Here is a 26,191-nt window from a genome sequence, read left to right on the forward strand (position 1 = left end):
CATTAGAAGATGTAACGCACTCCAAATTGCGCTTGCCATCTTGATGCTAAACTAGCATCAAACCCGTAAGTCTTAGTTAAACTAGGGTCAAATGTGTAGGTTGGCGTATTGGTAGCATCTACAGAAACTCCAATAGGACTCACATTATTAGGCTGTTGGATAACACCCCAATCAGAATTGATTAAGTTCCCCACATTAAGAACATCAATACTAAATTGAATTTTATTATCATTATTAAAGGTGTAATCCTGTAATATTTTCATATCCCATTTACCTCTCCACGGTGCTAATGCGCCATAACGCTCCATATACTCACCTCTATTGTCACTTAAATAATCATCTTGTTGAATATACGCTTCAAAAGCTTCTGCTTGACCTGCTCCTGAAAATTGCATTTGCCCAACTTCTGCAGCAGTCGGAATGTATAATAAATCGTTATTTTGGAAAGAACTATCGCCGTTAATATTTCCTGCATAGGTATAATTGTAACGAGCTCCTTGTCCGTACTCAAAGAACGTTGAAATTGTTGTATTCCATTTTCCTTGACCATATTCAAAGTTCTTAGACAACACCCCAATAAATCTGTGGGTATCTCCATATTTAGAGAAACCTAACACATCTTCATTAGCATTTCCTAGAGTTGGGTTAAAATCAAACGCATCTCCAGTAATCTCTGCTTCTATTGAGTTTACATCTTTAGCATTTAAATAACTATAAGCCCCCATTACATACAAGCCATTATTAAAATTTTTCTGAGCCTTAACAGATGCATTCCATACTCTTCCTTTATCTGAGTTTGTAAATACATAAGCATTAGTAGACCCTCCAAAAGCATTTGATGCAAAATCACCAGCCTCATACACAGGTCTATTATCACCCGGTGCATTTAAAGTTCCGCTAGGCGTATCTAATCCCCAGTTTTGAACGTGTGCAGCATTCAAATCCTTAGTATAGGAAACATCTGCCGTTAACACAATATCGTTATCAAAACGATGATCAACTCCTAAATTAGTTCTCCAAACTTGCGGCCATTGAAAATCAGGATCTACTGCTTGATAGAAAAAGAAATCTACCCCTTGCACTTGATTACCTAACCATACAAATGGTAATCTACCTGTAAATACACCTGTGCCACCTCGTAATTGCGTTGTTTTATCACCTTTTAAATCCCAGTTAAAACCAAATCTTGGAGAAACTAACCAGTTATTATTCGGTAAAGTTTCCGAATCAATCGTAGTTTGCTCACCTGTATTTGGATTGTAGTATAAATTATCTGGCTGATAATTTCCAATTTTTCTTTCGATATTTTCTCTAATCTTATCTCTAGTATCAAAATAAAGCGGCTTATCAAAACGAATACCATAGGTCAATTTTAAATTCTCTGTAGCACTCCATTCATCCTGAACATAGAAAGATAATTGACCTACGTTAGTTTCTGCCAACTGCCACCCGTCTCCATCATCAAATTGATTGTTATTTGCAAATTGAGCTTCAGCCCCTTGAATCATCCCATCAATTAATCCTCCTGGTTGTGCAAAAGATAAAAATTCTGCTACAGACTGAAAATTACGATCATCACTAAAATCATTTGGAGTACCATTAACATCGAAACCAAACGTACCTCCATAATTACCTAAATTGAAGGAGTTATCAAATTGAAACTTTTCAAAAGAAAATCCAACCGTATAGGTGTGGTTCCCTTTAAAAATGTTCATATTATTAGTTAACTGAAAAACTTTTTGATCTAACCTATTATGAATAGAAAAAGGCTCATGACCCGCTACTATATAATTAGATCCCGCACCATCTTGAATAAGAATACTTGGAGCCGGCGAAGAAAGCGGATCTCTAAAATCATCAAAATGCGTATACCCCACTTGTAACTTATTTGTTACTTCATCAGATAAGGTAGAGTTTAATTCTAATTGAAATGAATTTAATTTATTATTGATTTCATATCCAGATTTTTCAAATTGTAGCGTAGAAAAACTAGGTCCTCTAAGCCCAATCGCCGTAGGGTGAGCTGGTTTTTCACTAGATGCATCTAAAAAATTATAGATAAGTGCTAACCTGTTCTTATCATTAATATTCCAATCTAATTTAAAAAGTCCCTTTGTAGAACCTGATCCGTAGGTAAAACCACTGTAAGCACCAGTATCATAACCAAGACCCGATAATACCGATTGCACTGCCATTAAATCTGATTCTAATACTCTAGACTCATTGATAGCGCCAGAACCCGTATTCGGAATCCATCCATTAGTTCCTAAGTCATCTCTTTCTTCTTTTTCAAAGTTCGCAAAAAAGAACAATTTATTTTTAACTATAGGACCTCCTATACTAACACCATATTGATTTTGTGATAATTTAGGTTTGATAACATCTTCACCTTTTACCTTACCCCCAGTTAAGTCTTCATTTCTAAAGAAACCATACACCGTACCATGAAATTCGTTAGTACCACTTTTAGTAACCGCATTTACGGTTGCTCCGGTAAAACCAGATTGCGATACGTCGTAAGGAGCTGTAGATACTTGTATTTGCTCAATAGCATCTAAAGAAATAGGCTGCGAACCTGTTTGACCTCCAGGTGTTGGAGAATCTAAACCAAATGGGTTATTAAAAATAGCACCATCTAAAGAAAAGTTATTGTATTGATCATTACGCCCTCCAAAAGAGTTACCACTTGCTGTAGGCTCTAATCGCGTAAAATCTGAAGCAGATCTAGAGATTGTTGGCAAACGAGTTAATTCTCTACGCCCAACACTAGTTTCTGCACCTGTACGATCACTACCAAAGGTTCCACTTTGATCTGATACTACGACAACTTCTTGTAAAGCCTGGCTATCAGAAGCCAAGGTAACATTTACATTAAAGGTTTGCCCTAAGGTTAAATAAACATCCGACTTAGATTGTGTTTTATACCCAATATAAGAAATAGATACCTCGTAAGGACCCCCAACTCTTAAATTTAGCAAATTAAATCTACCGTCTTCATTAGAAATTGCACCATAGGTAGTACCTGTTGGTGTATGAACTGCTACAATGTTAGCGCCAAATAATGGTTCATTAACATCGTCAATAATAAGACCCTTAATATTAGAGGTCGTAACCTGAGATAGTGCCCCGAAGGAGACAAATAACAGAACAAATACTGCATAAGCCTTTTTAAACATAATTGAGTGAGTTTATAGTTTACGGCGAATTTAGCGCAAAAAAAAAGAGCCATGCGGACATGACTCTTTTTTTATAAAATATTTGTTAACTATTTGTTAACTATTTTTCTTATTTAGTACCAACTACTTCAAAAGCAAAATCTACAACTACATCTCTATGTAATCTGATTTGCGCATTGTAAGGACCTGTTCTCTTGATAGCTCCACCTGCAATTGAGATGAATTTTTTCTCGATTTCTTGACCTTCTTTTGCTAAAGCTTCCGCTAAATCAATGTTAGTTACAGATCCAAATAACTTGTCTCCTGCACCAGATTTAGCAGCAATTTTAATTTCTAATTGCTTTAATGATTCTGCTATTTTAGTAGCTGCATCAACAATTTTCTTTTCTTTATGAGCTCTTTGCTTTAAGTTTTCAGCTAATACTTTTTTAGCAGAAACAGTAGCCATTGTAGCTAAACCATTAGGAATAAGAAAGTTTCTACCGTAACCGTTTTTCACAGTAACTAAATCATCCTTAAATCCTAAATTCTGAACGTCTTCTTTTAATATAAGTTCCATTGTCCGTTTTTTTTTATTTTAATAAATCACCAACATATGGCATTAATGCTAAATGACGTGCTCTTTTTACAGCTACAGCCACTTTTCTTTGGTACTTTAATGAAGTTCCAGTAAGTCTTCTTGGAAGTAATTTACCTTGCTCATTAACTAATTTAATTAAAAAGTCTGGATCTTTGTAATCTACATACTTAATACCAGATTTCTTAAAACGACAATACTTCTTCTGAGAATTAGTATCAATATTTAAAGGAGTTAAATATCTAATTTCTCCGTCTTTTTTACCTTTTGCTTGTTGTTCTATTGATGACATAACTTAAGCTTTAGTTTTTAACTTTGTTCTTCTTCTTTCTGCCCATGAAATAGCATGCTTGTCTAACTTTACAGTTAAAAAACGCATGATACGCTCATCTCTTCTGAATTCTAACTCAAAAGGGGAAACTACCTCTCCTGGGGAACTGAATTCAAACAAATGGTAAAAACCACTTTTTTTGTGTTGTATTGGGTAAGCCAATTTTTTTAGGCCCCAATTTTCTTTAGATACCATTTTGGCACCTTTAGTAATTAAGAAATCTTCAAATTTCTTAACTGTTTCCTCTATCTGAGTATCAGATAGAACGGGATTCAAAATGAAAACAGTTTCGTAATGATTCATATTAATATATTTTTAAGAGCGCAAAAGTAATAATATTTCTGACTTTACACAAGATTTCTGCAAAAACTTCGTTATTAGATTCAGTATCCATAAAGTTATGCTAAAAAAATAAACTTAACCTAAATTTTTAATCATGTATTTTGCTGATTACACAACAAATTATACCATATTCACATCTTTTGTTGTAGTTCATCGTGTTTTTTCAGTACTTTGCCTATGATTTAACCCCACAAATCAACCTTTTATGAAATTAAGAAGTATAATTGTAGACGATTCATCCATGCAGAGGATGGCAGTTGCTAAATTGGTGAATAACCATCCGAACCTGGCGCTAGTAGCCGAGTACAGTAATGCAATTGAGGCAAAAAATGGAATCAAGAACAATGAAATTGATCTAATTTTCCTTGATGTTGAAATGCCTATTATTAGTGGTTTTGATCTCCTTGAATCGTTAGACAACAGACCTCAAGTTATTTTAATTACTGGAAAACCAGATTATGCACTAAAAGCTTTTGACTATGATGTCACTGATTACTTGCATAAACCTATCACTATGTCTCGATTTGACGCTTCTGTAAAAAGAGCTGTCGCTAAATTTGAGCAACTACATAGGATTAATGAAGATGAGGAACATATTTTTGTTAAAAGTAATCTGAAAAAGAGAAAAGTAATTTTAAACGACATCAAATGGATTGAAGCACTTGGTGATTATATTAAACTGGTTACGGATGAAGCTAATATTGTAATTTTATCTACAATGAAGTCTTTTGAAGAACAATTACCAGATGATAAATTCTTAAGAATTCATAAATCTTATATTATCAATTTAGAAAAAGTAGAGAAGTTCAACAGTAAAAATGTTGAAGTAAGTGGGCGCTCTATTCCTCTAAGTAGAAACAAGAAAACAGAATTAGCGGAAGCGTTAAACAACGTTTAAACTATATATAATCTACATTGTAGATTACTCGTACGCTAGCGTACTGCGAAATAGCATTAAAAGATTTTTCAATTCTTTTAATGCTATTTTTAGTTTTACCCAAAGCTTGGCCGTTGGGTATCTTTATTAAAACATGCTTTAAATATTGATTTCTAATTCTAGAAACAGGAGGAAATTCTGGTCCCAACACATGAATACCAAATGCATTCCTTAGTCCCTGTGTAAACCACTCTGCTGCTTCATTAAGCTTGTTATAATCTTTGTGTTTAAAGGTTACTTTAATAATCCTATTTATAGGTGGGTATTTGTATTGTTGCCGCTCATATAATTGTTCTTTAAACATTCCTTCATAATCTCCCGTAGACACCTGCTTTAAGATTTGATGGTATGGATTATAACTTTGTATGATAACCTTTCCTCGTTTTTTAGTACGTCCTGCCCTACCAGAAACCTGGGTTAATAATTGATAGCTGCGTTCGTGGGCTCTAAAATCTGGAAAATTTAATAGTGTATCTGCATTCATAATCCCCACTAAATTCACATTCCTGAAATCCAATCCTTTAGTAAGCATTTGCGTACCTACTAATATATCTATCTCTTGTTGTTCAAAGGCCGTAATTATTTTTTCATATCCGTACTTCCCTCTAGTCGTATCTAAATCCATACGGCCAATTTTTACTTCCGGGAATAAGGTTTGTAATTCTTGCTCTACCTGTTCCGTACCAAAACCTTTAGTATCCAATGTGCTACTACCACAAGCTTCACACGCTAAGGGCACTGCAATATTATAGCTACAATAATGGCAACGCAATTGTTTTTTATGCTGATGATACGTTAGACTTACATCACAATTAGGACATTGCGGAGAATGCCCACACGTAGTACATTCCATGATTGGTGCATAACCTCTTCTGTTTTGAAATAGAATAACTTGCGCTCCGCTTTCTAGCGTTTCTGTAATCTCTTCTAATAATCGTTCAGAGAAGTGCCCTTTCATTCTCTTTTTCCTAGTCAATTCTTTGATATCAACTAGTTCTACATCTGGCATCAACACATTACCAAATCTTCTTAAAATACTGGCATAGCCGTATTTGCCCGTTTGCGCATTATAATAACTTTCTACGCTAGGCGTAGCAGAACCTAATAAAATTTTAGCTTTATGTAACTTACCTAATACAATTGCTGCATCACGCGCATGGTATCTTGGTGCGGGGTCATATTGCTTAAAAGAACTCTCATGCTCTTCATCTACAATGACCAAACCTAAGTCCGCAAAAGGCATAAATAGAGCAGATCTTGCCCCAATAACAATTTGAGCTTTTACTTTATTTGCCAAAACATTGTTCCAGACTTCTACACGTTCTTGCACACTATATTTAGAATGGTATACCGCCACTTTTTCTCCAAAATACTCTTGAAGTCTAGAAATTAATTGCGTTGTTAAGGCAATTTCCGGTAATAGATACAAGGCCTGTTTATTAGACCGAATACATTCTTCTATCAACTTTACATATACTTCCGTTTTACCAGAAGAAGTAACTCCATGTAAAAGAGTCGGCAAGTTTTTTTCAAAACTTAGTTTGATATCTTTTAATGCCTCTAATTGATATTCATTTAAAGATTTTAAACTTTCATTTGCTCCGTCGTCTTGGTAAACTACTCTATCTGTTTGAATAAAATATTCTTCCAACACAGCTTTATCTATCAATGTTTTTATAATGGCCGAAGAACTTTTACTAGCAACTTCTAAATCCGAAACCTTAATTGGCTTCTTTGAACTTGCTTGTAATTGAAACAATGTAAGCACTACTTGACTTTGCTTTGGAGCCCTTGTCAAGGTATTTAATAATTCTTCTAACTTTTCTTCTGATTTGTAGGCATTTCCCATACGAACATACCGAACCATTTTCGGCTTATATTGCTCATATACCTCTTCTTTTAAAATGATGATATTTTTATCTAAAAGGCGGTTTAACACCGGAAGTACGTTTTTTTTCCCTAGAATTGCACTTATCTCCTGCACTCGCAATATAGATTGATGTTCTAAAGCTTCAAATACTAAAAATTCATCATCTAGTAGTTCATTTTCATCGGGCTGAAAATTCTTATTCTTTAATATTAACGTCTCGCTTTCTAATAAAAATGCATTAGGCACAGCAGATCTAAAAACCTCCCCTACACTACACATGTAATAATCTGCAATCCAAAACCAATGCTTTAATTGCATCACAGTTACTAAGGGTGCTTCATCTAAAATTTGATGAATTTCTTTAGCTTCATAAATAACGGGTGGTTTTTGATGCACTTCATGCACCAAAGCGGTGTATATCTTAGATTTACCAAAGGGAACTGCAACACGCATTCCTGGCTGTAAAAAAGCAGCTTCAGCCTCAGAAATACTGTACGTAAACAGTTTTTCTAACGGTATGGGAAGAATTACATTAATAAAATAAGGCATGCTACGGTGTTCTAATCTTTTACACGTATCCAAGTTTGTGTACGGTAAATAAATGCTAAATACCCTCGAACTTTAAGCTCATCAGGATTATCTGGATTTAACCAAATCTTGCAACGAAAGGTCATTGCCTGCTCTGGATCAAATAAATATTTTCCTTTCCATTCTCCATCACCATCATCTTCTGCTCCTTTTATAATCGTCATTCCTAAAACAGGTGCATCTTTTAAATCGCCCTCACATTTAGTGCATTTAAAATTCTCTTTCCCTTCTTCTAATACCTTTACAATATCGCCATACATCTGGCCATCTTTCTTGTAGATTTTAATTACGCCTTTTGGTTTCCCAGTGCGATCATCAATTGTTTTCCATTCATCAAAGATGGATTGACCGTAACTAAAATTAATTAAAAAAAGACCTATAAAAAAAAGTAATAGCTTATGGTGTTTCATCCTTTTGGTTTATGTTATTTCGAACAGCATTTATTGTTGCATTCAGTTCAAAACCTAGCAACAATATATTAGAATTTAACCAAATAAACACCATTAATATTAATAAACCTCCTAAAGCACCGTATAACTCATTATATCTCGCAAATTTCTCCACATATACCCCAAAAAGATACGATGTAAAAATAAACAACAAAGTGGTCATTGTTGCTCCTGCCGAGAAAAATTTTGCTTTTTTACCTTCTGCCGTTCCAAAATAATACAGTATTGCGGTAGTTAAATAAGACAATATAATAAAGAATAAAACCTTAGCAATCTGTACCCCTATAATATCTGTTTCTTCTAAATTAGTACCATAGGTCTTAGTAACCAAATCACTGGCATATTCTACGATATAAAACTCGGAATACACAAATGAAATTGCCGCAACGATTAAAAGAATTGATAAGATTAAACCTACCAGAAGTGCATATAAATATTGTCTAAAGAAGTTGCGCGTTAAATTCACGTGGTATGAATTTTCAAAGCCACCAAAGATGGCATTAACCCCATTAGCTACCAAGAAAATAGAAATCACAAAAGTAGAAGAAAGTAAGCCTCCTCTTTTTTGATCTTTTATTTGAATAAAAATTTCTTCAAAATAATCTCCCGTGGCTGTTGGCAAAAAAGATTCAAGAAAGGCCAAAAAATCGGCCTCAAAATTTGTTTCACCATCTATTTGAATATAAGGTATTAAGAATGGTAATAAACTCAGTAAAAATATCAGTAAAGGAAAAAGTGCCATAAATAAACTAAAGGCAATTGCACTTGCCCTGGTTGACATTGCCCCTTGAACTATTCCCGACAAGTACATTTCTATCAGCTCATACAATGACAAACCTTCAAGCGCTGCAAATTTTACTTTTTTTAGTAATCTCGCAAACCAATTTACGATCGGTATTTTATCTATCTTTTCTTCTAATGCAGACATTTATACTGCTTTAAGGCTCAGATCCATATTGTACACTGAATGTGTCAATGCTCCTGATGATATATAATTTACACCACATTCCGCATAATCGCGAATAGTATGCTCATTTATACCTCCAGAAGATTCTGTGAGACATTGATTGCCGATTAATTTAACTGCCGCTTTGGTATCTTTAAATGAAAAATTATCCAATAGTATTCTATACACACCTTTAGCATCAAGAATTTGCTGAACCTCATGTAAGTCTCTTGCTTCTACAATAATTTTCAGATCCCTATTCGTCTCTTTTAAGTAATTTTTTGTTTTTTCAATAGCTTTCCCTAAGCCCCCCGCAAAATCTATATGATTGTCTTTTAACATAATCATATCATACAAGGCAAATCTATGGTTCTCTCCTCCTCCAATTTTTACCGCCCATTTTTCTAGGGCTCTAATTCCAGGAGTTGTTTTTCGGGTATCCAAAATTTTAGTCCCTGTACCTTCCAAGAGCTTTACAAAATAATTTGTTTTTGTGGCAATAGCACTCATACGTTGCATTGCATTCAACACCAAACGTTCTGATTTTAAAATGCTTTGAGAACTACCTTCTACATAAAACACAATATCACCATGCTTCACAGTATCTCCCTCCTGCAAAAGGGTCTCTATTTTCAAGTCTTTATCTACGTAATTAAACACTTGCTTTGCAAAGTCTATCCCTGCGATAATTCCGGTATCTTTCACCAATAGTTTAGCTTTCCCTGTTGCTGTTGAAGGTATACAAGCAAGCGAACTATGGTCCCCATCACCTACATCTTCACGGATCGCATTTGTTATAATTAATGCTATTTCTTTGTTAAATTGCTCTTTTGAAATCATTCCTACATTTTCTTATTTGCTAATTTACTAAATACTTTACTCAGAGAAGAATCCCTATAAATTTATATTCTATAATATTAAACGTAAAAATTCTAATTAAATTTGCACTATGACCATCAAACTTTTAGCTATCGGCAAAACAGATAGCAACAACTTATCGCAACTCATTGACGAATACGAAAATAGACTTAAACATTATGTCAAATTTGAATTAGAACTCATTCCTGACATCAAAAACACCAAAAATTTATCAGAAGCGCAACAGAAAGAAAAAGAAGGCGAAGCGATTTTAAAAAAAATAAATCCGACCGATGCGCTTATTTTGTTAGACGAAAATGGAAAACAGTTTACTTCTGTAGATTTCTCTAATTACTTACAGAAAAAAATGAATTCAGGCATTAAGCAACTTGTTTTTGTTATTGGGGGTCCTTATGGCTTTAGTGCGGCTGTTTACGGTAAAGCACAAGGAAAAATAAGTCTATCGAAAATGACGTTCTCACATCAAATGATAAGACTATTTGTTGTAGAGCAAGTATATAGAGCGTTTACCATTTTAAAAAATGAACCTTATCACCATCAATAGCATTATTTTTTATTGCTAAAAAAACCATCTAACCTATTTAACAGGGTATCTAACTTGCTAAGCTCTTTCTTATCGCTTTCTAGAGATTTTATCATGTTTTCTGAAACCTCATTCAGCGCGTCTAATTCTGTTACTACGCAAGCGACTAAATCTTCTTTGTTTTCTATTTTTTTCTCTATTTTTAGTACATGCTGAAGGTCCTTAATATTCTTCATATGGGACGCATAGGCATGTGATTGATGCCATGAAATTTCTTTAAGCTTTTTATTTTGAGAACTTGTTTTCCTAATAATCGGATTGACAATATAAAAGATTTCAAAAAGAATAATAAAAAGCGAAAGTACCGCTAATTCTACCTCAATAATCATAATTGTCTTTATCTCTTCTTCCGATTCTTGTTGAAATTTAAGAACAATACCATCCATAATTTCCAAGAAATCATCTACATGACTTGTAAGCTCCTCTACAGGAACTTCAGCGATATGATCCATATCATTTAAATGCGTATAGATATACTCTAAATGAGGTTGCATTTTTTTAAAATCAGCAATGATCTCAGTATTTTCAACAGGATAAAAACCTAGTTTCTCATCTCCTTTTTCTAAGATTTCATCTGTTCTGTATAATTTAGCAAGGGCTATTTTTAATTCAGAATAATCACATTCATAATGATTACACTCATAAAAATTTTTCAACACTAATTGACTGAGCATACGTTGCTTACCCGCCACATTAATAACCGCAGCCATACGCTCTTGGTTTCTCAAAGAATATTGGATAATAGACTGAATGAGCACCGTTAACACAATGATGGTTATAACTAATAAATAATATTTATAAAATTTTTTCACACTAATAATTTATACCTAGACAATTACTATAGAATTTTCCTACAAGATATTTCATAACGCCACCAAGCGCAACAAATTGTTGTGAAACAGCATGGAAGCGATAGTTAAGTCCTTAAAACTAAAAAAAGCCCAAGAAAAAAATTCTTGGGCTTCCATTTTATTTCGAAAATGACTAATAAAGAACTCTAAATTTAATCGTGTTTTCTATTTTCTTCAATTCCTTTATAACATCTTTATTATATTCCTTATTCACATCAGATATTACGTAGCCCACTTCATTATCGGTAGATAAATACTGACCCGTGATATTCAATTCATACTCTGCTAAAACTTTATTTACTTTAGCCATAACGCCAGGAACGTTTTTATGGATATGTAAAAAACGATGTGATTTGTTTTGCTTTGGCAGACGAATATTCGGGAAATTTACAGCATCAACTGTATTTCCAGAATTCATATAATCCATAATTTTACTTGGCACAAAATCTGCAATATTTGCTTGAGCTTCCTCTGTACTACCACCAACATGCGGTGTAAGAATAACATTTTCTAAACCTTTAAGTTCTGTTTCAAACGCACCATTACTTCTTGGTTCTTCTGGGAATACATCTATTGCTGCACCGGCAATTTTACCACTTTTTAATGCAGCTGCTAACGCAGGGATATCTACCACAAAACCACGCGCTAAATTGATGAAAATAGCCCCATTTTTCATTTGGTTAATTTCTCGTTCACCAATAAAATTAAGGTTTGCTTTGTTATCATCTATATGAAGGGTTACAACATCTGAAATGTTTAATAAATCTTCTAGTGTATTACATTTTATAGCATTACCTAGCGCTAATTGATCATTAACATCATAATAATATACACGCATTCCTAAAGCTTCTGCCAAAACTGAGAGTTGCTTACCAATATTTCCGTAACCAACAATACCTAAGTTCTTACCACGTACTTCTCTAGAATTTGCAGCAGTTTTATTCCATTGCCCTTGATGTATTTCCGTACTACGTGTAAAGACACTACGCATCAGCATAATAATCTCTCCAATGGCCAGTTCTACAACAGAACGGGTATTGCTATAAGGAGCGTTGAACACAACAACCCCTTTGCTCTTACAGGCATCTAAATCTATTTGCGTCGTTCCGATGCAAAAAGCTCCCACAACCATAAGCTTATTAGCTGCTTCTAGTACATTTTTGGTTACTTGCGTCTTAGAACGTATACCAAGTACATGTACGCCTTTTATTTTTTCTATTAATTCTTCTTCTGTTAAACTATGGCCAACAGTTTCTACAGAGAAACCTGCTTCAGACAGACTTTTAAAAGCATCTGGATGCACATTTTCTAACAATAACATCTTTATCCTGTTTTTAGGATAAGAGATTTTTCTAGGTAAATCGTTCACAAATAAAAATTCATCAAGGTTAGGTGTAATATAATCTGCATTTTTTGCAGCTTTTTCTCGGTGTACATTTTCGGTATAAGCAAAAAATTTATCTGCGATACCGGCTTCTCTCATTACATAATCGCTATAACCATCACCAATTACCTGAACCTCACCGTCAAGATTCATGTTTTTTAGGCAATCTATTTTACCATTATGCATCGCTAAAACATTGGTTTCATCAAAACCAACAATTTTACCTTCTTCATCAAATTCAAATGTATTAGCGTATACTCTATCTGAAGGAATGTTATACTCCTTTACTATAGGGTCTATAAACTCTTTAAATCCACAAGATATTACATAAATATCATCCGCATAGTCTCTAAAAAAGTCCTTATTAGCCTCTATAGATTTTGAAATTTTAGTCTTTAATTCTTCCACCAAAACCGGTAAATCATTTTTATGCGCATGTAGCAATTTAATTCTGCGCTCTAAAGATGTGGTAAATGAAATATCACCATCAATACCTAAATTGGTAATCTCCTGAATTTCATTAATAATTTCTTCTTTATTGGACCTGCCTTTGAGTGTGATTTCCGCCAAAACATCTAGCGCTTCAACTCGCGTTAAAGTACTATCAAAATCAAATACATACTTTCTTCCTGTTGCAACCATTTTTTGAATAAAATTAAGCGTCAAAAGTAAAAATTTATTTGCTGCGATTCTTTTAAATTAGATTAAAACTACTATCGAATTAGTAATTGTAACATTTTGATACAGAATTGTTTTTATGAACCCTTAAAAATTATGAAAATCGCAATTCTAAACTTCAACGGAATAGCTTATTATTTTAAAAATGAAATTATGGCCTTAGAAAAAGAATCCGTTTTGTAAACATCATTATGATTCCCTTTTAGTAACACAAACTCACTCTTAGGAATTGCGCTATGCAATGCCTTTGGGTTTCCATTTTCTAAATCTTCATCTCCTGCAACAACCAAGACTTTGGATTTTATTTCTCCTAGCGCAATAGGGCCAGTTACGGGTTGATGCTTCTGTAAATAATGTAAGGCTTTTACATCTGCGTTTATTGATATTGCATATGCCACAGCTCCTTTTGTTTCCTCCGTAAGTACCGCCCCTTCTGCAAATGCATTAGCAAATAGGATGCGACGCTCCCAGTCAGGATCTGTAAAGTCTATCCCCATACCCCCTAATACCGCTTTCTTAATATGCTTATCTACCGTAAGCCATTTAGCGGTAATAATACTACCTCTAGAATACCCTACTACTGTAAATTTCTTAAGTTTTAAATAGGATGTTAACCCTTGTAAGTCTTTTATTTCTGCATCATCTGTATAAAATTTTTCCTCCTGTGGTTTACCAGAAGATCCGTTTCCTCTTAAATCAGGAACAATAACTCTATACCCTTTTTGTAAAAGTTCTTTTTTTAATACGGTAGCATTCCAAGAACTTCCGTCATTAATAAAACCGTGTACCAATACTACTGCCGTACCTTTACCTTCATCTGTGTAGGCAATTTCTATTCCATCAAAAGAAATAAAGAATTGTTTTTGGGCTTGCACCCCAAATGAAATTTGCAATAAAAATAAAATCAGGATACGCTTCATAATTTTAAACACCAGTATAAATTACCCCTGTTAGAATGGCAATTCCAAAACTCAACAATGTTCCTATTAAAATGTATTCTGTTAGCTCTCGATTATTACTATCCTTTAAGTCATTAAATCTAAATACAGATTTTGCAGCAATTAAAAAACCAATGACTTCCCAACGCCCTAAAATGATAAACGCCACTACAAATAAACGCTCAATAATGCCAATATACATTCCTGCATTTGGTAATGACTCATGATCATCTTCTATATATTTTGACATTCCTTGCAAGACTTTACTAATTAGTATGGCCGTTGGAAAACTAACAAAAACTAATGCCGTCACTAAACGCACATCTATTGCCTGTAGGAGCGCTAACGTATGCGTATAGAAATCTCCATAATATGCACAAACATATAATACTGCTATATGCAACACTTGATCTATTAAAAAAGGAAGATTTTTGTTTTTAAAACTAGGGGTTACATAAAGTTTCAGAAGATCTATCAAATAGTGGCTTAAAGCAATAATTATTGCAATCTTCCAATATTTTAAATCCCATAAAATTAAAAGCGTTAAGGCAAAATGAATTAAGGTGTGGTAATAAATATACTTAGATTTTACTTTTTTTTCTTCTTTATCTTTTACCCATTTAGAAGATTGAAAAATAAAATCTCCCAGCAAATGCGCTAAAAAGAGCTTAGTAAATAACATCATACTATTTCTGTTTAATTGCATCCTTATAAAAGGATAATAGTTCCAAAACAAGGTCTAACCTCGCTCTTTTTTGTCTTTGACTTACGGCAGATTGCTTCACCCCTAATTGATCCGCAATTTCTTGCTGCTGTAATTCTGGGTTCTCTAAAGAAATTGTAATAATTTCCGCAGAAACAACACTCCAGTCATCCATAAAATCTAATGCCAATTTAAGTATTAAATTTAAGATGCGCTCTAATTTTTTATCTTCTGTAGCTAGAGCTAATTTTAATTTTTGTTCTTTTAATGTTTCAAAAATTCTACCTGAAAAATGATACGCACTGCCATTAGATTCACTTATTTTAGAACCAACAAAGGTTTCCTCTCCTAAGCCAATACCCATCCGAACATCTAAGCCTTTGATCATTTTGATTTTAGCCTTTAAAAGAATAGCTACTCGTAAAGCGTCTACTATTGGAACCTTTAACTGAAATTCATCTCCTCTAAACACATCCCAATCTCTAGGCGCCTCACCTATTTCTGACAGTTGCTTTTTCAAAACACTCATCCACTCCGAAGTCTTATATCGTTCTGAATTAACGATATCTCCTGTTAGTACTGCTATCATACATATATAAGTTAAAACGCTAATATACTAAAATATAAGCAAAATACGTAATAATTATAATTATAAGTCAAATAGCTTATATCAAAACCATCTTCTAACATTTTTTAAGTACGCAGCATATTCTGATCCAAAAGTTTGAGCAAGCGCTTCTTCCTCTGGCAGTATTTGAAACCTATTCATATACGATACAAAACCGGCAGCGATTAAAGTATTAAAAGCATTCCCCAAATATACTCCCCAAGCTAAAAGCACCAATAACAGCCCTAAATACATAGGATTACGCGTAAAGCGATACAAACCATTTATGACCAACTTAGAAACCGTTTCTGGTTTAGTAGGATTAACAGTGGTCTGTTTTTTTATAAATTGAATAACAGCAACAACTCCTATAGCCCCTCCTAAAATTAAAAACAGATATATAAAATAAATCCGACCTGTAAAGTCAAATTCTCCAAATGGTAAAAATCGATCTAGCCCAAACATACATACTGCTGCTAGCAAACAAACAACTACTGGTGGTAATTTTAAATGCATTTGAAAAAAATTAAGCGATTAAAATACTATTTTTGAATTAAATGATACGATACTACAATGGAAATTGTTTTTGCAACGCACAACAAAAATAAGGTATATGAGGTTCAGTTATTAGTTCCTAAACATATAAAAATACTTTCACTAGAAGCTATTGGCTGCTTTGATGAAATACCTGAAACAGCAGATACCTTAGCAGGAAATGCAAAACTAAAAGCAGATTATGTCACTCAAAATTACAAGCTTCCTTGTTTTGCAGATGACACTGGTTTACTTGTTGAAAGCCTAAATGGGGCTCCTGGAGTTTTATCCGCACGCTACGCAGGAGAACAAAAAGATGCTACTGATAACATGGATAAACTACTCGCTGCTTTAGAAAACAAGGAAAATAGAAAAGCTAAATTTGAAACGGTTATAGCCCTAAACTTGAACGGACAACAAATACTTTTTAACGGAGTAGCGCCCGGTGAGATCACCATAATAAAAAGTGGCGTTAAAGGATTTGGCTATGACCCTATATTTAAACCTGAGGGCTATGACAAAACTTTTGCCGAATTACCTGTAGAAATCAAAAACACCATCAGCCATCGCGGAAAAGCCATGAAAAAGTTACTAGATTATTTAAATAAATTTGAATAATAATAACTTTATAAATCATAAACAACACCAAATCAATAATTTACATCCAAAATTACTCAATTAAAAATTTAATTTAATATCTAATGAATTAGCAGTACCTTTGCAACTTTAAATAACGCCGCTGGTATAGCATGTGTTGCGCTGAGTCTAAATAGGTTATAAAATGTAATCGCTCTATGCAACAGACATATTTGCGATTAACATTTACATATTATGACAAAATTTGAAGCGTTAGGCCTTAAAAAGTCTATTTTAGACGCTATTACAGACATGGGTTTTGAAAACCCATCTGACGTACAAGAAAAAGCAATTCCAATTTTACTAGGTGATGATACAGACTTAGTAGCCCTTGCCCAAACAGGTACAGGAAAAACAGCAGCATTTGGGTTCCCATTAATTCAAAAAATAAATGCAGATAGCAGAACCACTCAAGGTTTAATACTATCACCAACACGTGAGCTTTGTTTGCAAATTACAAACGAAATGCAAGCGTATTCTAAATACGAAAAAAATATTAATGTAGTTGCTATCTATGGTGGTGCTAGCATTACAGACCAAGCAAGACAAATTAAGCGTGGTGCACAAATTATCGTAGCGACTCCTGGTCGTATGAAAGATATGATGAGCCGTGGATTAGTAGATATCTCTAAAATTGATTATTGTGTTTTAGATGAAGCTGATGAAATGCTTAACATGGGATTCTTTGAAGATATTAAAGAAATTCTTTCTGATACTCCTAAAGAAAAAAGCACATGGTTATTCTCTGCTACAATGCCAAGAGAAGTAGCTACAATCGCTAAGAAGTTTATGCGTAGTCCACAAGAAATTACTGTGGGAACAAAAAACTCAGGAGCATCAACAGTACAACATGAGTATTATGTAGTAAGTGGTCGTGATAGATACCCTGCCTTAAAAAGATTAGCAGATACTAATCCTGATATTTTCTCTGTAATCTTCTGTAGAACTAAGAGAGATACACAAAAAGTAGCAGAAAGTCTTATTGAAGATGGTTACAATGCTGGTGCATTACATGGAGATTTAAGTCAAAACCAAAGAGATTTGGTCATGAGCTCTTTCCGTAAAAAACAAATACAAATGTTAGTTGCAACAGATGTTGCGGCACGTGGTATTGATGTTGATGACATTACACACGTAATTAATTATCAATTGCCAGATGAAATAGAAACCTATACGCACCGTAGTGGTAGAACAGGTAGAGCTGGTAAATCTGGTATCTCTATGGTAATTATTACCAGAAGTGAGCTTAGAAAAATAAAAGCAATCGAGAATAAAATTGGACAAAAATTCATCACAAAAAATATTCCTTCTGGAATGGAAATTTGTGAGATCCAATTATATCACTTAGCAAACAAAATAAAAGATACTGAAGTAAACGAAGAGGTTGAATCATATTTACCTGCTATCAACGATGTCTTTAAAGATATCGATAGAGAAGAACTTATCAAGAAAGTAGTTTCTGTAGAGTTCACACGTTTCTTTAACTACTACAACAAAACCAGAGATTTAAATTCTGGAAACTCTGACCGAGGAGATAGAGAAGAAAGAGGTAGCAATACTGGTAGTGGTGAAATACCTACTAGTGGTTCTGTTCGTTACTTTATCAATGTTGGAGAAAAAGACGAATATGACTGGATGTCACTTAAAGACTTCTTAAGAGATACTCTAGAAGTAGGTCAAGATGATATATTCAAAGTAGACGTTAAAGAGAGTTTTTCTTTCTTTAATACCGATGCAGCGATTACTCCTAAAATTTTAGAGACTTTTAAAGACTTTAAGGTAGATGGTAGATTTGTAAACGTTGAGATTTCTAGCAACCCAGGTGGTGGCGGAGGTCGCGGCGGAAGAGATCGTAACCGTAGTGGCGGTGGTGGCGGTAGCCGCGGAGGAAGAGATCGTAACCGCGGTGGCGGTGGCGGCGGAGGCGACTTCAAAAAACGTAGATCTTCATCTTCTAGAGATGGTGGCTACGGAGGGGGTTCTTCTGAAGGCGGAGGATCTAGAAGAAGATCATCTGACTCTGGTTCTAGCTCAAGATCTAGCTCCCGTAGTGGAAGTAGAGAATCTAGTAGCGGCAGCAAAAGCAAACGCAGAAGCGGCTTTTTCTAGTCTAAAATTTAGTTAATTTCATATTAAAAAATACGCTTCGGCGTATTTTTTTGTTTTGTTTAGTATTTTAGGCCTTTCTTTGTCAAACGTAATAAACATCAAAGACACTGTACTATTGCAGTTTTTAAAGTGAATTACATCTGACACCTAAAACCAAATTTTTCAGATGAAGAACAACCTTATTTACCTATTTATATTTGCCTTTGTCACTCTTGGCTTTTCTCAAGAAAATGAGGAAGAGAATCAAAAAAATGAATTCTTAAAAGCTATTGTGGTAAATGCCCAAGACGGCTCTTTAATGGAAAGTGTGCACGTGGTAAACTTAAACCAAGTTGTAGGTACCATTACTAATGAAAAAGGGGAATTCAACATTCGCGCTACTGCTAATGATACTTTATATTTTAGTTACTTAGGCTTTAAATCTCAAAAAGTACGCGTCACTAATGACATGTTGAAATTTAAGGATACCAAAATTACCTTAACAGAGTTAGCATACGCTTTAGAAGAGGTTATTGTTACCTCTTATGATTTAACAGGCTACTTAGAAATTGATGTAAAAAACCTACCTTTAAATGACTCTTATCAATATAGTATTTCTGGACTTAACACGAGCTATGAAGCCGGAAAAAAGAATCCGAGTGCTGTAACTAAAGTATTAGGAGCTATTCTCAATCCCGCAGATTTACTTCGGAATTTATTTGGAAAAAAGCCGAATCAGATGAGAAAGCTTAGAAAAGTTAAAGAAGATGATGCCATAAAAGATTTATTGGCTTCTAAGTTTGATAGAGAAACATTAATGGAACTTCTACAAATAGAAAAAGTAGACATTGAAGACATTTTAAACAATTGTAACTATTCAAAATCTTTCATAGCAACAGCTAATGATTTACAGATTTTAGATGCCATAAGTGGATGCTACGAAGACTACAAGGTTTTAAATCGTAAGAAATAATTTTGAGCTCTTTGTATTCTAAATAAATTTTCTATTTCCATTATCATTTTATAGCTTTATCAAAAATAAATGATGATGAATAAAGGCCTGCTATTGCTATTAGGATTTGCTCTTTTTACCTCTTGCAAAGAAGAAAAAAAAACTCCTTCACCAGAACAATCAAGCACTGTAGAAAATAGCATAGTCACCCCTAAGAAAAAACCATTTGTATGGGCGGGCGCTAATATTTATTTTTTACTTACCGATCGTTTTAACAACGGAGATACCACTAATGATATCAATTTTGAAAGAACAGAAGAAACCGGAGTTCTTAGAGGTTTCATGGGAGGCGATTTAAAAGGAATTACCGCAAAAATAGAAGAAGGGTACTTTACGAAATTAGGAATCAATGCCATTTGGTTTACTCCTGTAGTAGAACAAATACATGGCGCTACAGATGAAGGCACTGGAAATAGCTATGGTTACCACGGGTATTGGACCAAAGATTGGACGGCACTAGACCCAAATTTTGGTACCCGAGATGATTTAGAAACAATGGTAAAAACTGCGCATAAAAACGGAATTCGCGTTTTGATGGATGTAGTTTTAAACCATACGGGACCTGTTACAGAAATTGACCCTGTATGGCCAGAAGAATGGGTACGTACATCTCCTACCTGTACTTTTGAAAACTACGAAACAACTACCGCCTGCACCTTAGTTAACAACTTACCAGATATTAAAACAGAAAGTGATGAAGAAGTTGCTCTTCCTGATCATTTGCTTGCCAAATGGAAAGAAGAAGGCCGTTTAAGCTCTGAGTTAGATGAATTAGATTTATTTTTTAAACGCTCTGGTTGTTCTAGAAGCTCAAAAGCTTACATCACAAAATGGTTAACAGATTATGTAAATGATTTTGGCATTGATGGCTTTAGAGTAGATACTGTAAAACATGCAGACGAAAGTGCCTGGAGCGAACTTTACAAACAAGCTTCTATTGCTTTTGATACTTGGAAAAGAAAAAACCCAGATGCTGTTTTAGATGACAATCCTTTTTATATGGTTGGAGAAGTATATAACTACGGCATTTCTAGTGGCAGAGCATATGATTTTGGCGATAAAAAAGTAGATTATTACAATGCCGGTTTTAAAAGTTTAATCAATTTTGAACTTAAGACCGATGCTAAGAAAGATTATGAGACTATTTTCAAAAAATACAACACACTTCTACAATCTAAACTATACGGAAAAAGTGTCGTAAATTATTTAACCTCACATGATGATGGTAGTCCTTTTGACAAAGAACGTAAGGACCCCTACCATGCAGCTAATGTATTATTACTTACTCCAGGAGCTTCTCAAGTGTACTATGGTGATGAATCTTCTAGAAACTTAACCATAGAAGGCGCCCAAGGTGATGCTACATTACGTTCTTACATGAATTGGAATGAAATTGACAGCGTTCCTGAAACAAAAAAAATATTAGCTCACTGGCAAAAACTAGGTACATTTAGAGCAAACCACCCTGCTGTTGGTGCTGGTACCCATAAGATACTTTCTAAGGCTCCATATGTTTTTGAAAGAACGTATACGAATAGCCAGTATAAGGACAAAGTTGTCGTGGGCTTAAACCTTCCTAAAGGGAAAAAATCCCTACCCGTAAAAGGGTTTTTTGGTGATGCTACAAAATTACACGAAGCATATTCTGACACTTTTGTTGTTGTAAAAAATGGTAAGGTAGAGCTAGAGAACGAATTTGATATTGCACTATTAGAATTGGTAGAATAGATAGTATACTAAAACTTTATTAAATGAGCATTTTCTTTTTATAGAATAGGGTTTCTTTGCAGCGTAGTTTTATTTCTAGCAAACCATGCATATCAAAAGAAGAGTGTTCATAAAAAATCTAATTCTAGGATTTTTAGGTCTTATTGGCTTTATTTATTTAGATAGTTTTTGGATCGAAAAATATATTATAGATTGGAACACGCATGATTTAAGTGACGGCGCTAAGCAAAAGATTAAGATAATCCAATTGTCTGATTTACATTTAAAAGAGATCAAGTATTTTCATAAAACCATAGCCGAGAAAATTAATACCGAAAAACCAGATATTGTAGTGTTTACCGGCGATACTATTTCTAGAAAAAACACCTATTATATTTTAGAACAATTCCTTAAGCTTATTGATCCAGAAATATTTAAAATATCAATCCTTGGAAATAAAGAATATGATGCTAAAGTAGCCATGCCACTTTTTAAAGCTACTTTTAAAAAGTATAACGGCATTGTCCTAATCAATGAAAACTATGCTTTCTTAAAAGACAAAAGAGTCATAAACATTATAGGTATTGACGATTTTCTAAGAGGATCTTCTAATTTTAAAACGGCAATTCATCATATAGATACACAATTAGACACCATAGTACTCAACCATTGCCCAGCATATACAGATGTTATTGATGCTCTAAATAGTGAAGAGAACTTAAAAATTAAAGTTGTCTTATCTGGCCACACCCACGGAGGACAAATAACATTTTTTGGTATTCCATTTTATACTCCTGGCGGTAGCGGAGACTATGTAAAGGGTTGGTATCAAAAAACAACTACAAAAATGTATGTCTCTAAAGGCATAGGTACCACTGCACTTCCTATTCGTTTTTTTGCCCGAGCAGAAGCATCAATCTTTTATGTGTAGCAAATTAAATTTTGAACTCATGTGTCCTCAGAATACCGGGATAAGACCCCATCAATACTCTTAATCGATTTTTTTGCCCAATCTATCTGCTTAATAATTTTCTCATCGTCAGTAAGCTGCCAATCAGCGCATTCTTTTTTTAATTTAGTAGTTAAGCTTTGTAAGATGATGGCCGCTGAAACCGAAATATTTAAGCTCTCCGTAAAACCCACCATTGGTATTTTCAAAAACCCATCGGCTTTTTCCAAAACTTCATCACTTAAACCTTTTTTTTCTGTTCCAAAAAACAAGGCTGTTTTACTATCAAATTCAAAATCATCTAACAAACAGGAATCGTTATGCGGCGTTGTTGCTATTATTTTATACCCTTCTTTTTTTAACGCATCTATACAAGTGCTTGTACTTTCATACCTATGTATATCTACCCACTTTTGCGCGCCCATAGCTATTTGTACATCCAATTGATCTCCATACTTACGTTCGATAAGGTGGGCAGACTGAATTCCGAAGATATCGCAACTACGAATAACAGCACTGGTATTGTGCATTTGAAACACATCTTCAATAGCCACCGTAATTTTATAGGTACGTTCTTCCAAGATCTGAAGAAAGCGATCTTTACGTTCTTCAGATATAAATTCTTCTAAATATTTTAAAAGTTTTAAATCAATCATAAATCGAAGATAATAAAAATCTAAAATTGTATATTTTTATAATCAAATTCGTACATGATATGAAAAAAATTGTTGTTTTAACAGGTGCGGGAATAAGCGCAGAAAGTGGCATTCAAACTTTTAGAGATGCAGATGGCCTTTGGGAGGGTTATGACGTAATGGAAGTTGCTTCTCCCCAAGGTTTTGAAAAAAACCCTAAACTCGTCTTAGATTTTTACAACCAGCGTAGAAAACAACTTTTAAAGGTAGCACCGAATGAGGCACACCTAGCATTAAAAAATCTTGAAGAGTATTTTGAGACCACCATAATTACTCAGAATATTGATGACTTGCATGAAAGAGCTGGCAGCAAAGCTATAATTCATTTACATGGGGAGCTGCTTAAAGTTAGAAGCACCAAGATTTCCAGAATTGGAGCTCCAGTAATACTAGACTGGAAAAAAGATTTAAAAATAGGCGACAAATGTATTAATGGGCATCAGCTACGACCACATATTGTTTGGTTTGGCGAAGCAGTGCCTTTGCTTGATAGGGCTATTGAAATTACCCAAGAAGCAGATATTTTAATCATCATTGGCACTTCTATGCAAGTGTATCCAGCTGCTAGTCTTGTCAATTTCATAAAAGATGACACCCCTATTTACTTTGTTGACCCTAGACCTAATATCTCCAAAAATGCATTTAACAACTTAACTATTATTGAAAAAACTGCTCTAGAAGGAATACCAGAACTAGTAACTCAATTAATAAAAACAAATTAATGACTACGCAAGAGCTCTATACTTCTTTAAACTACGTGAATCACTCAAGAGAAAAAAGAGCTGAAATGGCTGGGCTAATTTCCAATAATCCTGAATTAATTACGCCATTATTAAAAGTAGCCTTTACTATTAACGACCCAATATCTTGCAAAGCCTGTTGGGTTTTAGAATTTACAGCCAAGGAAAACTTGCCCTTTATTTTTCCGCATTTAGACACTTTTTCCAAGAACCTAACCAGCGTACATTTAGACTCAGCAGTACGTCCTATGGCAAAAATCTGCGAATACTTAACCAAAAGTTATTTTTCAAAGACTCCAAATACAACGCAAGACGCCTTGAGTAAAAAGCATCTTGAAAAAATTACTGCAGCATGCTTTGATTGGCTCATTACTGATCAAAAAGTAGCAGCACAAGCATATGCTATGACAAGTTTACTGTTAATGGGTAAAAAATTTAAATGGATTTTACCCGAGTTAAAAATCATTCTAGAACAAAACTACCCAAAAGGGAGTGCTGCATACAAAGCCAGAGCTAGACTCACCTTAGCCAAAATAAAATAGATCAAATCCATGTATTTATTTACTTGTTAGCTTTTTAGGTGCTTAAGGAATCCCTATATTTGCCGCTTCTATAAAACCAATCAATTTCTATAAAATGTCTTTAAACAAACTGAATGCGATTTCTCCGATAGACGGTCGTTACAGAAACAAAGTTGAAAATTTAGCTGATTATTTTTCTGAAGAAGCATTAATAAAGTATCGAGTTCGTGTAGAAATCGAGTATTTCATTGCTTTATGCGAAATTCCATTACCACAACTTTCTAGTTTTGATACTTCTAAATTTGAGGCATTAAGAGAAATCTATACTAATTTTTCTTCTGACGATGCTTTAGCCATTAAAGAGATTGAAAAAACAACCAACCACGATGTTAAAGCTGTTGAATATTTTATCAAAAATAAATTTGATGGATTAGGACTTCAAGCTTATAAAGAGTTTATCCATTTTGGTTTAACCTCTCAAGATATTAATAACACTGCCATTCCTCTTTCTTTAAAAGAAGCCATGAATGATGTGTATGTACCGCAATATTTTGAAGTTTTAGAAGAACTAGAAGCCTTAGCATCAGAATGGAAAGCAATACCTATGTTGGCCCGTACTCACGGACAACCAGCCTCTCCTACCCGTTTAGGGAAAGAAATTCAGGTATATGTGGTACGTTTAAAAGAACAATTTAATTTACTGAATGATATTCCTAGTGCTGCAAAATTTGGCGGGGCTACAGGTAATTACAACGCACATAAGGTAGCATATCCTACTATTAACTGGCAAGAATTTGGACAAGAATTTGTACAAGAGAAACTAGGACTTTACCACTCTTTTCCTACAACTCAAATTGAGCATTACGACCATATGGCGGCTTTGTTTGACACGTTAAAAAGAATAAATACTATTATTCTTGACTTAGATCGTGATTTCTGGACCTACGTATCGATGGATTACTTTAAACAAAAAATTAAAGCAGGTGAAGTAGGTTCTTCTGCTATGCCACATAAAGTTAACCCAATAGATTTTGAAAACTCTGAAGGTAACTTAGGAATTGCGAATGCTATTTTTGAGCATTTATCGGCTAAACTACCTGTTTCTAGATTACAACGCGATTTAACGGATAGTACGGTCCTAAGAAATATTGGTGTGCCTTTTGCACATACCATGATTGCTTTTCAATCTACCTTAAAAGGCTTAAGTAAGTTATTGCTGAATAAAGAAAAGTTTGAACAAGACCTGGAGAACAACTGGGCTGTAGTTGCAGAGGCTATACAAACCATTTTAAGACGTGAGGCATATCCAAATCCATATGAAGCATTAAAAGGGCTTACAAGAACTAATGAAAAGATAAATCAGCAATCTATTGCTAACTTTATTGATACTCTTGAGGTGTCTGATGCTATTAAGGCAGAATTAAAAGTAATTACACCAAGTAATTACACTGGCATTTAATAACTAGTGTC

At 34.2% G+C, this 26,191-nt stretch carries 25 protein-coding genes; 10 read left to right on the top strand and 15 right to left on the bottom strand.

Annotated features, from left to right (window positions below):
• Positions 1 to 2: 2 nt before the first annotated feature.
• The 4 genes from M666_RS17905 to rpsF form a co-directional block, all read right to left on the bottom strand.
• On the bottom strand, positions 3 to 3,176 hold the full coding sequence (locus M666_RS17905) for a TonB-dependent receptor (RefSeq protein ID WP_029445771.1): 3,174 nt from the start codon (positions 3,174 to 3,176) through the stop codon (positions 3 to 5).
• A gap of 109 nt (positions 3,177 to 3,285) precedes the next feature.
• Complete coding sequence (gene rplI / locus M666_RS17910) at positions 3,286 to 3,735, bottom strand: 50S ribosomal protein L9 (RefSeq protein ID WP_024479879.1); 450 nt, start codon at positions 3,733 to 3,735, stop codon at positions 3,286 to 3,288.
• Between the two features lie 13 nt (positions 3,736 to 3,748).
• Positions 3,749 to 4,045 carry a 30S ribosomal protein S18 gene (gene rpsR, locus M666_RS17915; protein ID WP_024479878.1) on the bottom strand — a complete coding sequence of 99 codons (297 nt, stop codon included), beginning with the start codon at positions 4,043 to 4,045 and terminating at the stop codon, positions 3,749 to 3,751.
• 3 nt (positions 4,046 to 4,048) lie between these two features.
• Positions 4,049 to 4,387 (bottom strand): 30S ribosomal protein S6, encoded by a 339-nt coding sequence (rpsF, locus tag M666_RS17920; protein ID WP_024479877.1) that lies wholly within the window; start codon positions 4,385 to 4,387, stop codon positions 4,049 to 4,051.
• 244 nt (positions 4,388 to 4,631) lie between these two features.
• On the opposite strand from rpsF, the gene M666_RS17925 reads away from it, so the two are divergent.
• Entirely contained in the window at positions 4,632 to 5,324 is a 693-nt protein-coding gene (locus M666_RS17925; protein WP_013548890.1) for a LytR/AlgR family response regulator transcription factor, read from the top strand.
• Position 5,325: 1 nt separating this feature from the next.
• Here the strand turns inward: M666_RS17925 and priA are convergent, their stop codons facing one another.
• Genes priA through nadC form a run of 4 tightly spaced genes read right to left on the bottom strand, consistent with a single transcriptional unit; the run spans position 5,326 to position 10,056 of the window.
• Positions 5,326 to 7,782 (bottom strand): replication restart helicase PriA, encoded by a 2,457-nt coding sequence (gene priA / locus M666_RS17930; RefSeq protein ID WP_029445770.1) that lies wholly within the window; start codon positions 7,780 to 7,782, stop codon positions 5,326 to 5,328.
• 11 nt (positions 7,783 to 7,793) lie between these two features.
• The gene (locus M666_RS17935) at positions 7,794 to 8,231 is read right to left on the bottom strand and encodes a DUF2147 domain-containing protein (protein WP_029445769.1); all 438 of its coding nucleotides are present in this window, start codon (positions 8,229 to 8,231) and stop codon (positions 7,794 to 7,796) included.
• Positions 8,218 to 9,198, bottom strand: coding sequence for a YihY/virulence factor BrkB family protein (locus M666_RS17940; protein WP_029445768.1), 981 nt, complete (start codon positions 9,196 to 9,198; stop codon positions 8,218 to 8,220). The genes M666_RS17935 and M666_RS17940 overlap by 14 nt, the downstream gene beginning before the upstream one ends.
• Positions 9,199 to 10,056 (bottom strand): carboxylating nicotinate-nucleotide diphosphorylase, encoded by an 858-nt coding sequence (gene nadC / locus M666_RS17945; RefSeq protein WP_029445767.1) that lies wholly within the window; start codon positions 10,054 to 10,056, stop codon positions 9,199 to 9,201. It abuts the gene before it with no gap.
• 109 nt (positions 10,057 to 10,165) lie between these two features.
• Between nadC and rlmH the strand changes: the two genes are divergently transcribed.
• Positions 10,166 to 10,639, top strand: coding sequence for a 23S rRNA (pseudouridine(1915)-N(3))-methyltransferase RlmH (gene rlmH / locus M666_RS17950; RefSeq protein ID WP_029445766.1), 474 nt, complete (start codon positions 10,166 to 10,168; stop codon positions 10,637 to 10,639).
• 2 nt (positions 10,640 to 10,641) lie between these two features.
• Here the strand turns inward: rlmH and M666_RS17955 are convergent, their stop codons facing one another.
• From M666_RS17955 to M666_RS17980, 6 genes are all read right to left on the bottom strand, one after another.
• A complete protein-coding gene (locus M666_RS17955) occupies positions 10,642 to 11,490 on the bottom strand; it encodes a type IV pili methyl-accepting chemotaxis transducer N-terminal domain-containing protein (RefSeq protein WP_029448470.1) in 849 nt (282 codons plus the stop codon).
• 172 nt (positions 11,491 to 11,662) lie between these two features.
• Positions 11,663 to 13,555 carry a phosphoglycerate dehydrogenase gene (gene serA, locus M666_RS17960; RefSeq protein WP_025614458.1) on the bottom strand — a complete coding sequence of 631 codons (1,893 nt, stop codon included), beginning with the start codon at positions 13,553 to 13,555 and terminating at the stop codon, positions 11,663 to 11,665.
• 170 nt (positions 13,556 to 13,725) lie between these two features.
• Entirely contained in the window at positions 13,726 to 14,511 is a 786-nt protein-coding gene (locus M666_RS17965) for an alpha/beta fold hydrolase (RefSeq protein ID WP_029445764.1), read from the bottom strand.
• A gap of 4 nt (positions 14,512 to 14,515) precedes the next feature.
• A complete protein-coding gene (locus tag M666_RS17970) occupies positions 14,516 to 15,214 on the bottom strand; it encodes a DUF3307 domain-containing protein (protein WP_029445763.1) in 699 nt (232 codons plus the stop codon).
• 1 nt (position 15,215) lies between these two features.
• Positions 15,216 to 15,821 (bottom strand): SatD family protein, encoded by a 606-nt coding sequence (locus tag M666_RS17975; protein WP_025614455.1) that lies wholly within the window; start codon positions 15,819 to 15,821, stop codon positions 15,216 to 15,218.
• An 81-nt stretch (positions 15,822 to 15,902) separates the two neighbouring features.
• Positions 15,903 to 16,355 (bottom strand): methyltransferase family protein, encoded by a 453-nt coding sequence (locus tag M666_RS17980; RefSeq protein WP_029445762.1) that lies wholly within the window; start codon positions 16,353 to 16,355, stop codon positions 15,903 to 15,905.
• Between the two features lie 57 nt (positions 16,356 to 16,412).
• On the opposite strand from M666_RS17980, the gene M666_RS17985 reads away from it, so the two are divergent.
• The 5 genes from M666_RS17985 (at position 16,413) to M666_RS18005 (ending at position 22,747) form a co-directional block, all read left to right on the top strand.
• Positions 16,413 to 16,991, top strand: a complete 579-nt coding sequence (locus M666_RS17985) for a non-canonical purine NTP diphosphatase (protein ID WP_025614453.1) — start codon at positions 16,413 to 16,415, stop codon at positions 16,989 to 16,991.
• Between the two features lie 213 nt (positions 16,992 to 17,204).
• Entirely contained in the window at positions 17,205 to 19,118 is a 1,914-nt protein-coding gene (locus M666_RS17990) for a DEAD/DEAH box helicase (protein WP_024479864.1), read from the top strand.
• Between the two features lie 166 nt (positions 19,119 to 19,284).
• Positions 19,285 to 20,070, top strand: coding sequence for a carboxypeptidase-like regulatory domain-containing protein (locus M666_RS17995; RefSeq protein WP_024479863.1), 786 nt, complete (start codon positions 19,285 to 19,287; stop codon positions 20,068 to 20,070).
• A gap of 75 nt (positions 20,071 to 20,145) precedes the next feature.
• Positions 20,146 to 21,837, top strand: coding sequence for an alpha-amylase family glycosyl hydrolase (locus tag M666_RS18000; protein ID WP_029445761.1), 1,692 nt, complete (start codon positions 20,146 to 20,148; stop codon positions 21,835 to 21,837).
• Between the two features lie 85 nt (positions 21,838 to 21,922).
• Positions 21,923 to 22,747 (top strand): metallophosphoesterase, encoded by an 825-nt coding sequence (locus tag M666_RS18005; RefSeq protein WP_029445760.1) that lies wholly within the window; start codon positions 21,923 to 21,925, stop codon positions 22,745 to 22,747.
• A 17-nt stretch (positions 22,748 to 22,764) separates the two neighbouring features.
• Here the strand turns inward: M666_RS18005 and M666_RS18010 are convergent, their stop codons facing one another.
• Positions 22,765 to 23,421 carry a TrmH family RNA methyltransferase gene (locus tag M666_RS18010; protein ID WP_029445759.1) on the bottom strand — a complete coding sequence of 219 codons (657 nt, stop codon included), beginning with the start codon at positions 23,419 to 23,421 and terminating at the stop codon, positions 22,765 to 22,767.
• Positions 23,422 to 23,480: 59 nt separating this feature from the next.
• On the opposite strand from M666_RS18010, the gene M666_RS18015 reads away from it, so the two are divergent.
• The 3 genes from M666_RS18015 to purB all read left to right on the top strand — a co-directional run bounded on the left by M666_RS18015 (position 23,481) and on the right by purB (position 26,180).
• Positions 23,481 to 24,182 carry an SIR2 family NAD-dependent protein deacylase gene (locus M666_RS18015; protein WP_029445758.1) on the top strand — a complete coding sequence of 234 codons (702 nt, stop codon included), beginning with the start codon at positions 23,481 to 23,483 and terminating at the stop codon, positions 24,180 to 24,182.
• Positions 24,182 to 24,742, top strand: coding sequence for a hypothetical protein (locus tag M666_RS18020; protein WP_029445757.1), 561 nt, complete (start codon positions 24,182 to 24,184; stop codon positions 24,740 to 24,742). The genes M666_RS18015 and M666_RS18020 overlap by 1 nt, the downstream gene beginning before the upstream one ends.
• A gap of 94 nt (positions 24,743 to 24,836) precedes the next feature.
• Complete coding sequence (gene purB / locus M666_RS18025; protein ID WP_024479857.1) at positions 24,837 to 26,180, top strand: adenylosuccinate lyase; 1,344 nt, start codon at positions 24,837 to 24,839, stop codon at positions 26,178 to 26,180.
• Positions 26,181 to 26,191 lie beyond the last annotated feature (11 nt).

It is taken from the genome of Cellulophaga baltica 18 (genome assembly GCF_000468615.2).
Classification (GTDB): Bacteria; Bacteroidota; Bacteroidia; order Flavobacteriales; family Flavobacteriaceae; genus Cellulophaga; species Cellulophaga baltica.

Bases quoted from the DNA above. Each gene is read 5' to 3' on its own strand.
- M666_RS17970 (WP_029445763.1), bottom strand. From the start codon at position 15,214: ATGATGTTATTTACTAAGCTCTTTTTAGCGCATTTGCTGGGAGATTTT.
- rlmH (WP_029445766.1), top strand. From the start codon at position 10,166: ATGACCATCAAACTTTTAGCTATCGGCAAAACAGATAGCAACAACTTA.
- nadC (WP_029445767.1), bottom strand. From the start codon at position 10,056: ATGATTTCAAAAGAGCAATTTAACAAAGAAATAGCATTAATTATAACA.
- priA (WP_029445770.1), bottom strand. From the start codon at position 7,782: ATGCCTTATTTTATTAATGTAATTCTTCCCATACCGTTAGAAAAACTG.
- serA (WP_025614458.1), bottom strand. From the start codon at position 13,555: ATGGTTGCAACAGGAAGAAAGTATGTATTTGATTTTGATAGTACTTTA.
- M666_RS17995 (WP_024479863.1), top strand. From the start codon at position 19,285: ATGAAGAACAACCTTATTTACCTATTTATATTTGCCTTTGTCACTCTT.
- M666_RS18005 (WP_029445760.1), top strand. From the start codon at position 21,923: ATGCATATCAAAAGAAGAGTGTTCATAAAAAATCTAATTCTAGGATTT.
- M666_RS18020 (WP_029445757.1), top strand. From the start codon at position 24,182: ATGACTACGCAAGAGCTCTATACTTCTTTAAACTACGTGAATCACTCA.
- M666_RS17925 (WP_013548890.1), top strand. From the start codon at position 4,632: ATGAAATTAAGAAGTATAATTGTAGACGATTCATCCATGCAGAGGATG.
- M666_RS17905 (WP_029445771.1), bottom strand. From the start codon at position 3,176: ATGTTTAAAAAGGCTTATGCAGTATTTGTTCTGTTATTTGTCTCCTTC.
- M666_RS17985 (WP_025614453.1), top strand. From the start codon at position 16,413: ATGGAAATTGTTTTTGCAACGCACAACAAAAATAAGGTATATGAGGTT.
- M666_RS17975 (WP_025614455.1), bottom strand. From the start codon at position 15,821: ATGATAGCAGTACTAACAGGAGATATCGTTAATTCAGAACGATATAAG.
- M666_RS17990 (WP_024479864.1), top strand. From the start codon at position 17,205: ATGACAAAATTTGAAGCGTTAGGCCTTAAAAAGTCTATTTTAGACGCT.
- M666_RS17935 (WP_029445769.1), bottom strand. From the start codon at position 8,231: ATGAAACACCATAAGCTATTACTTTTTTTTATAGGTCTTTTTTTAATT.
- rplI (WP_024479879.1), bottom strand. From the start codon at position 3,735: ATGGAACTTATATTAAAAGAAGACGTTCAGAATTTAGGATTTAAGGAT.
- purB (WP_024479857.1), top strand. From the start codon at position 24,837: ATGTCTTTAAACAAACTGAATGCGATTTCTCCGATAGACGGTCGTTAC.
- M666_RS18015 (WP_029445758.1), top strand. From the start codon at position 23,481: ATGAAAAAAATTGTTGTTTTAACAGGTGCGGGAATAAGCGCAGAAAGT.
- rpsF (WP_024479877.1), bottom strand. From the start codon at position 4,387: ATGAATCATTACGAAACTGTTTTCATTTTGAATCCCGTTCTATCTGAT.
- M666_RS17980 (WP_029445762.1), bottom strand. From the start codon at position 16,355: ATGCATTTAAAATTACCACCAGTAGTTGTTTGTTTGCTAGCAGCAGTA.
- M666_RS17940 (WP_029445768.1), bottom strand. From the start codon at position 9,198: ATGTCTGCATTAGAAGAAAAGATAGATAAAATACCGATCGTAAATTGG.
- rpsR (WP_024479878.1), bottom strand. From the start codon at position 4,045: ATGTCATCAATAGAACAACAAGCAAAAGGTAAAAAAGACGGAGAAATT.
- M666_RS17965 (WP_029445764.1), bottom strand. From the start codon at position 14,511: ATGAAGCGTATCCTGATTTTATTTTTATTGCAAATTTCATTTGGGGTG.
- M666_RS18000 (WP_029445761.1), top strand. From the start codon at position 20,146: ATGAATAAAGGCCTGCTATTGCTATTAGGATTTGCTCTTTTTACCTCT.
- M666_RS18010 (WP_029445759.1), bottom strand. From the start codon at position 23,421: ATGATTGATTTAAAACTTTTAAAATATTTAGAAGAATTTATATCTGAA.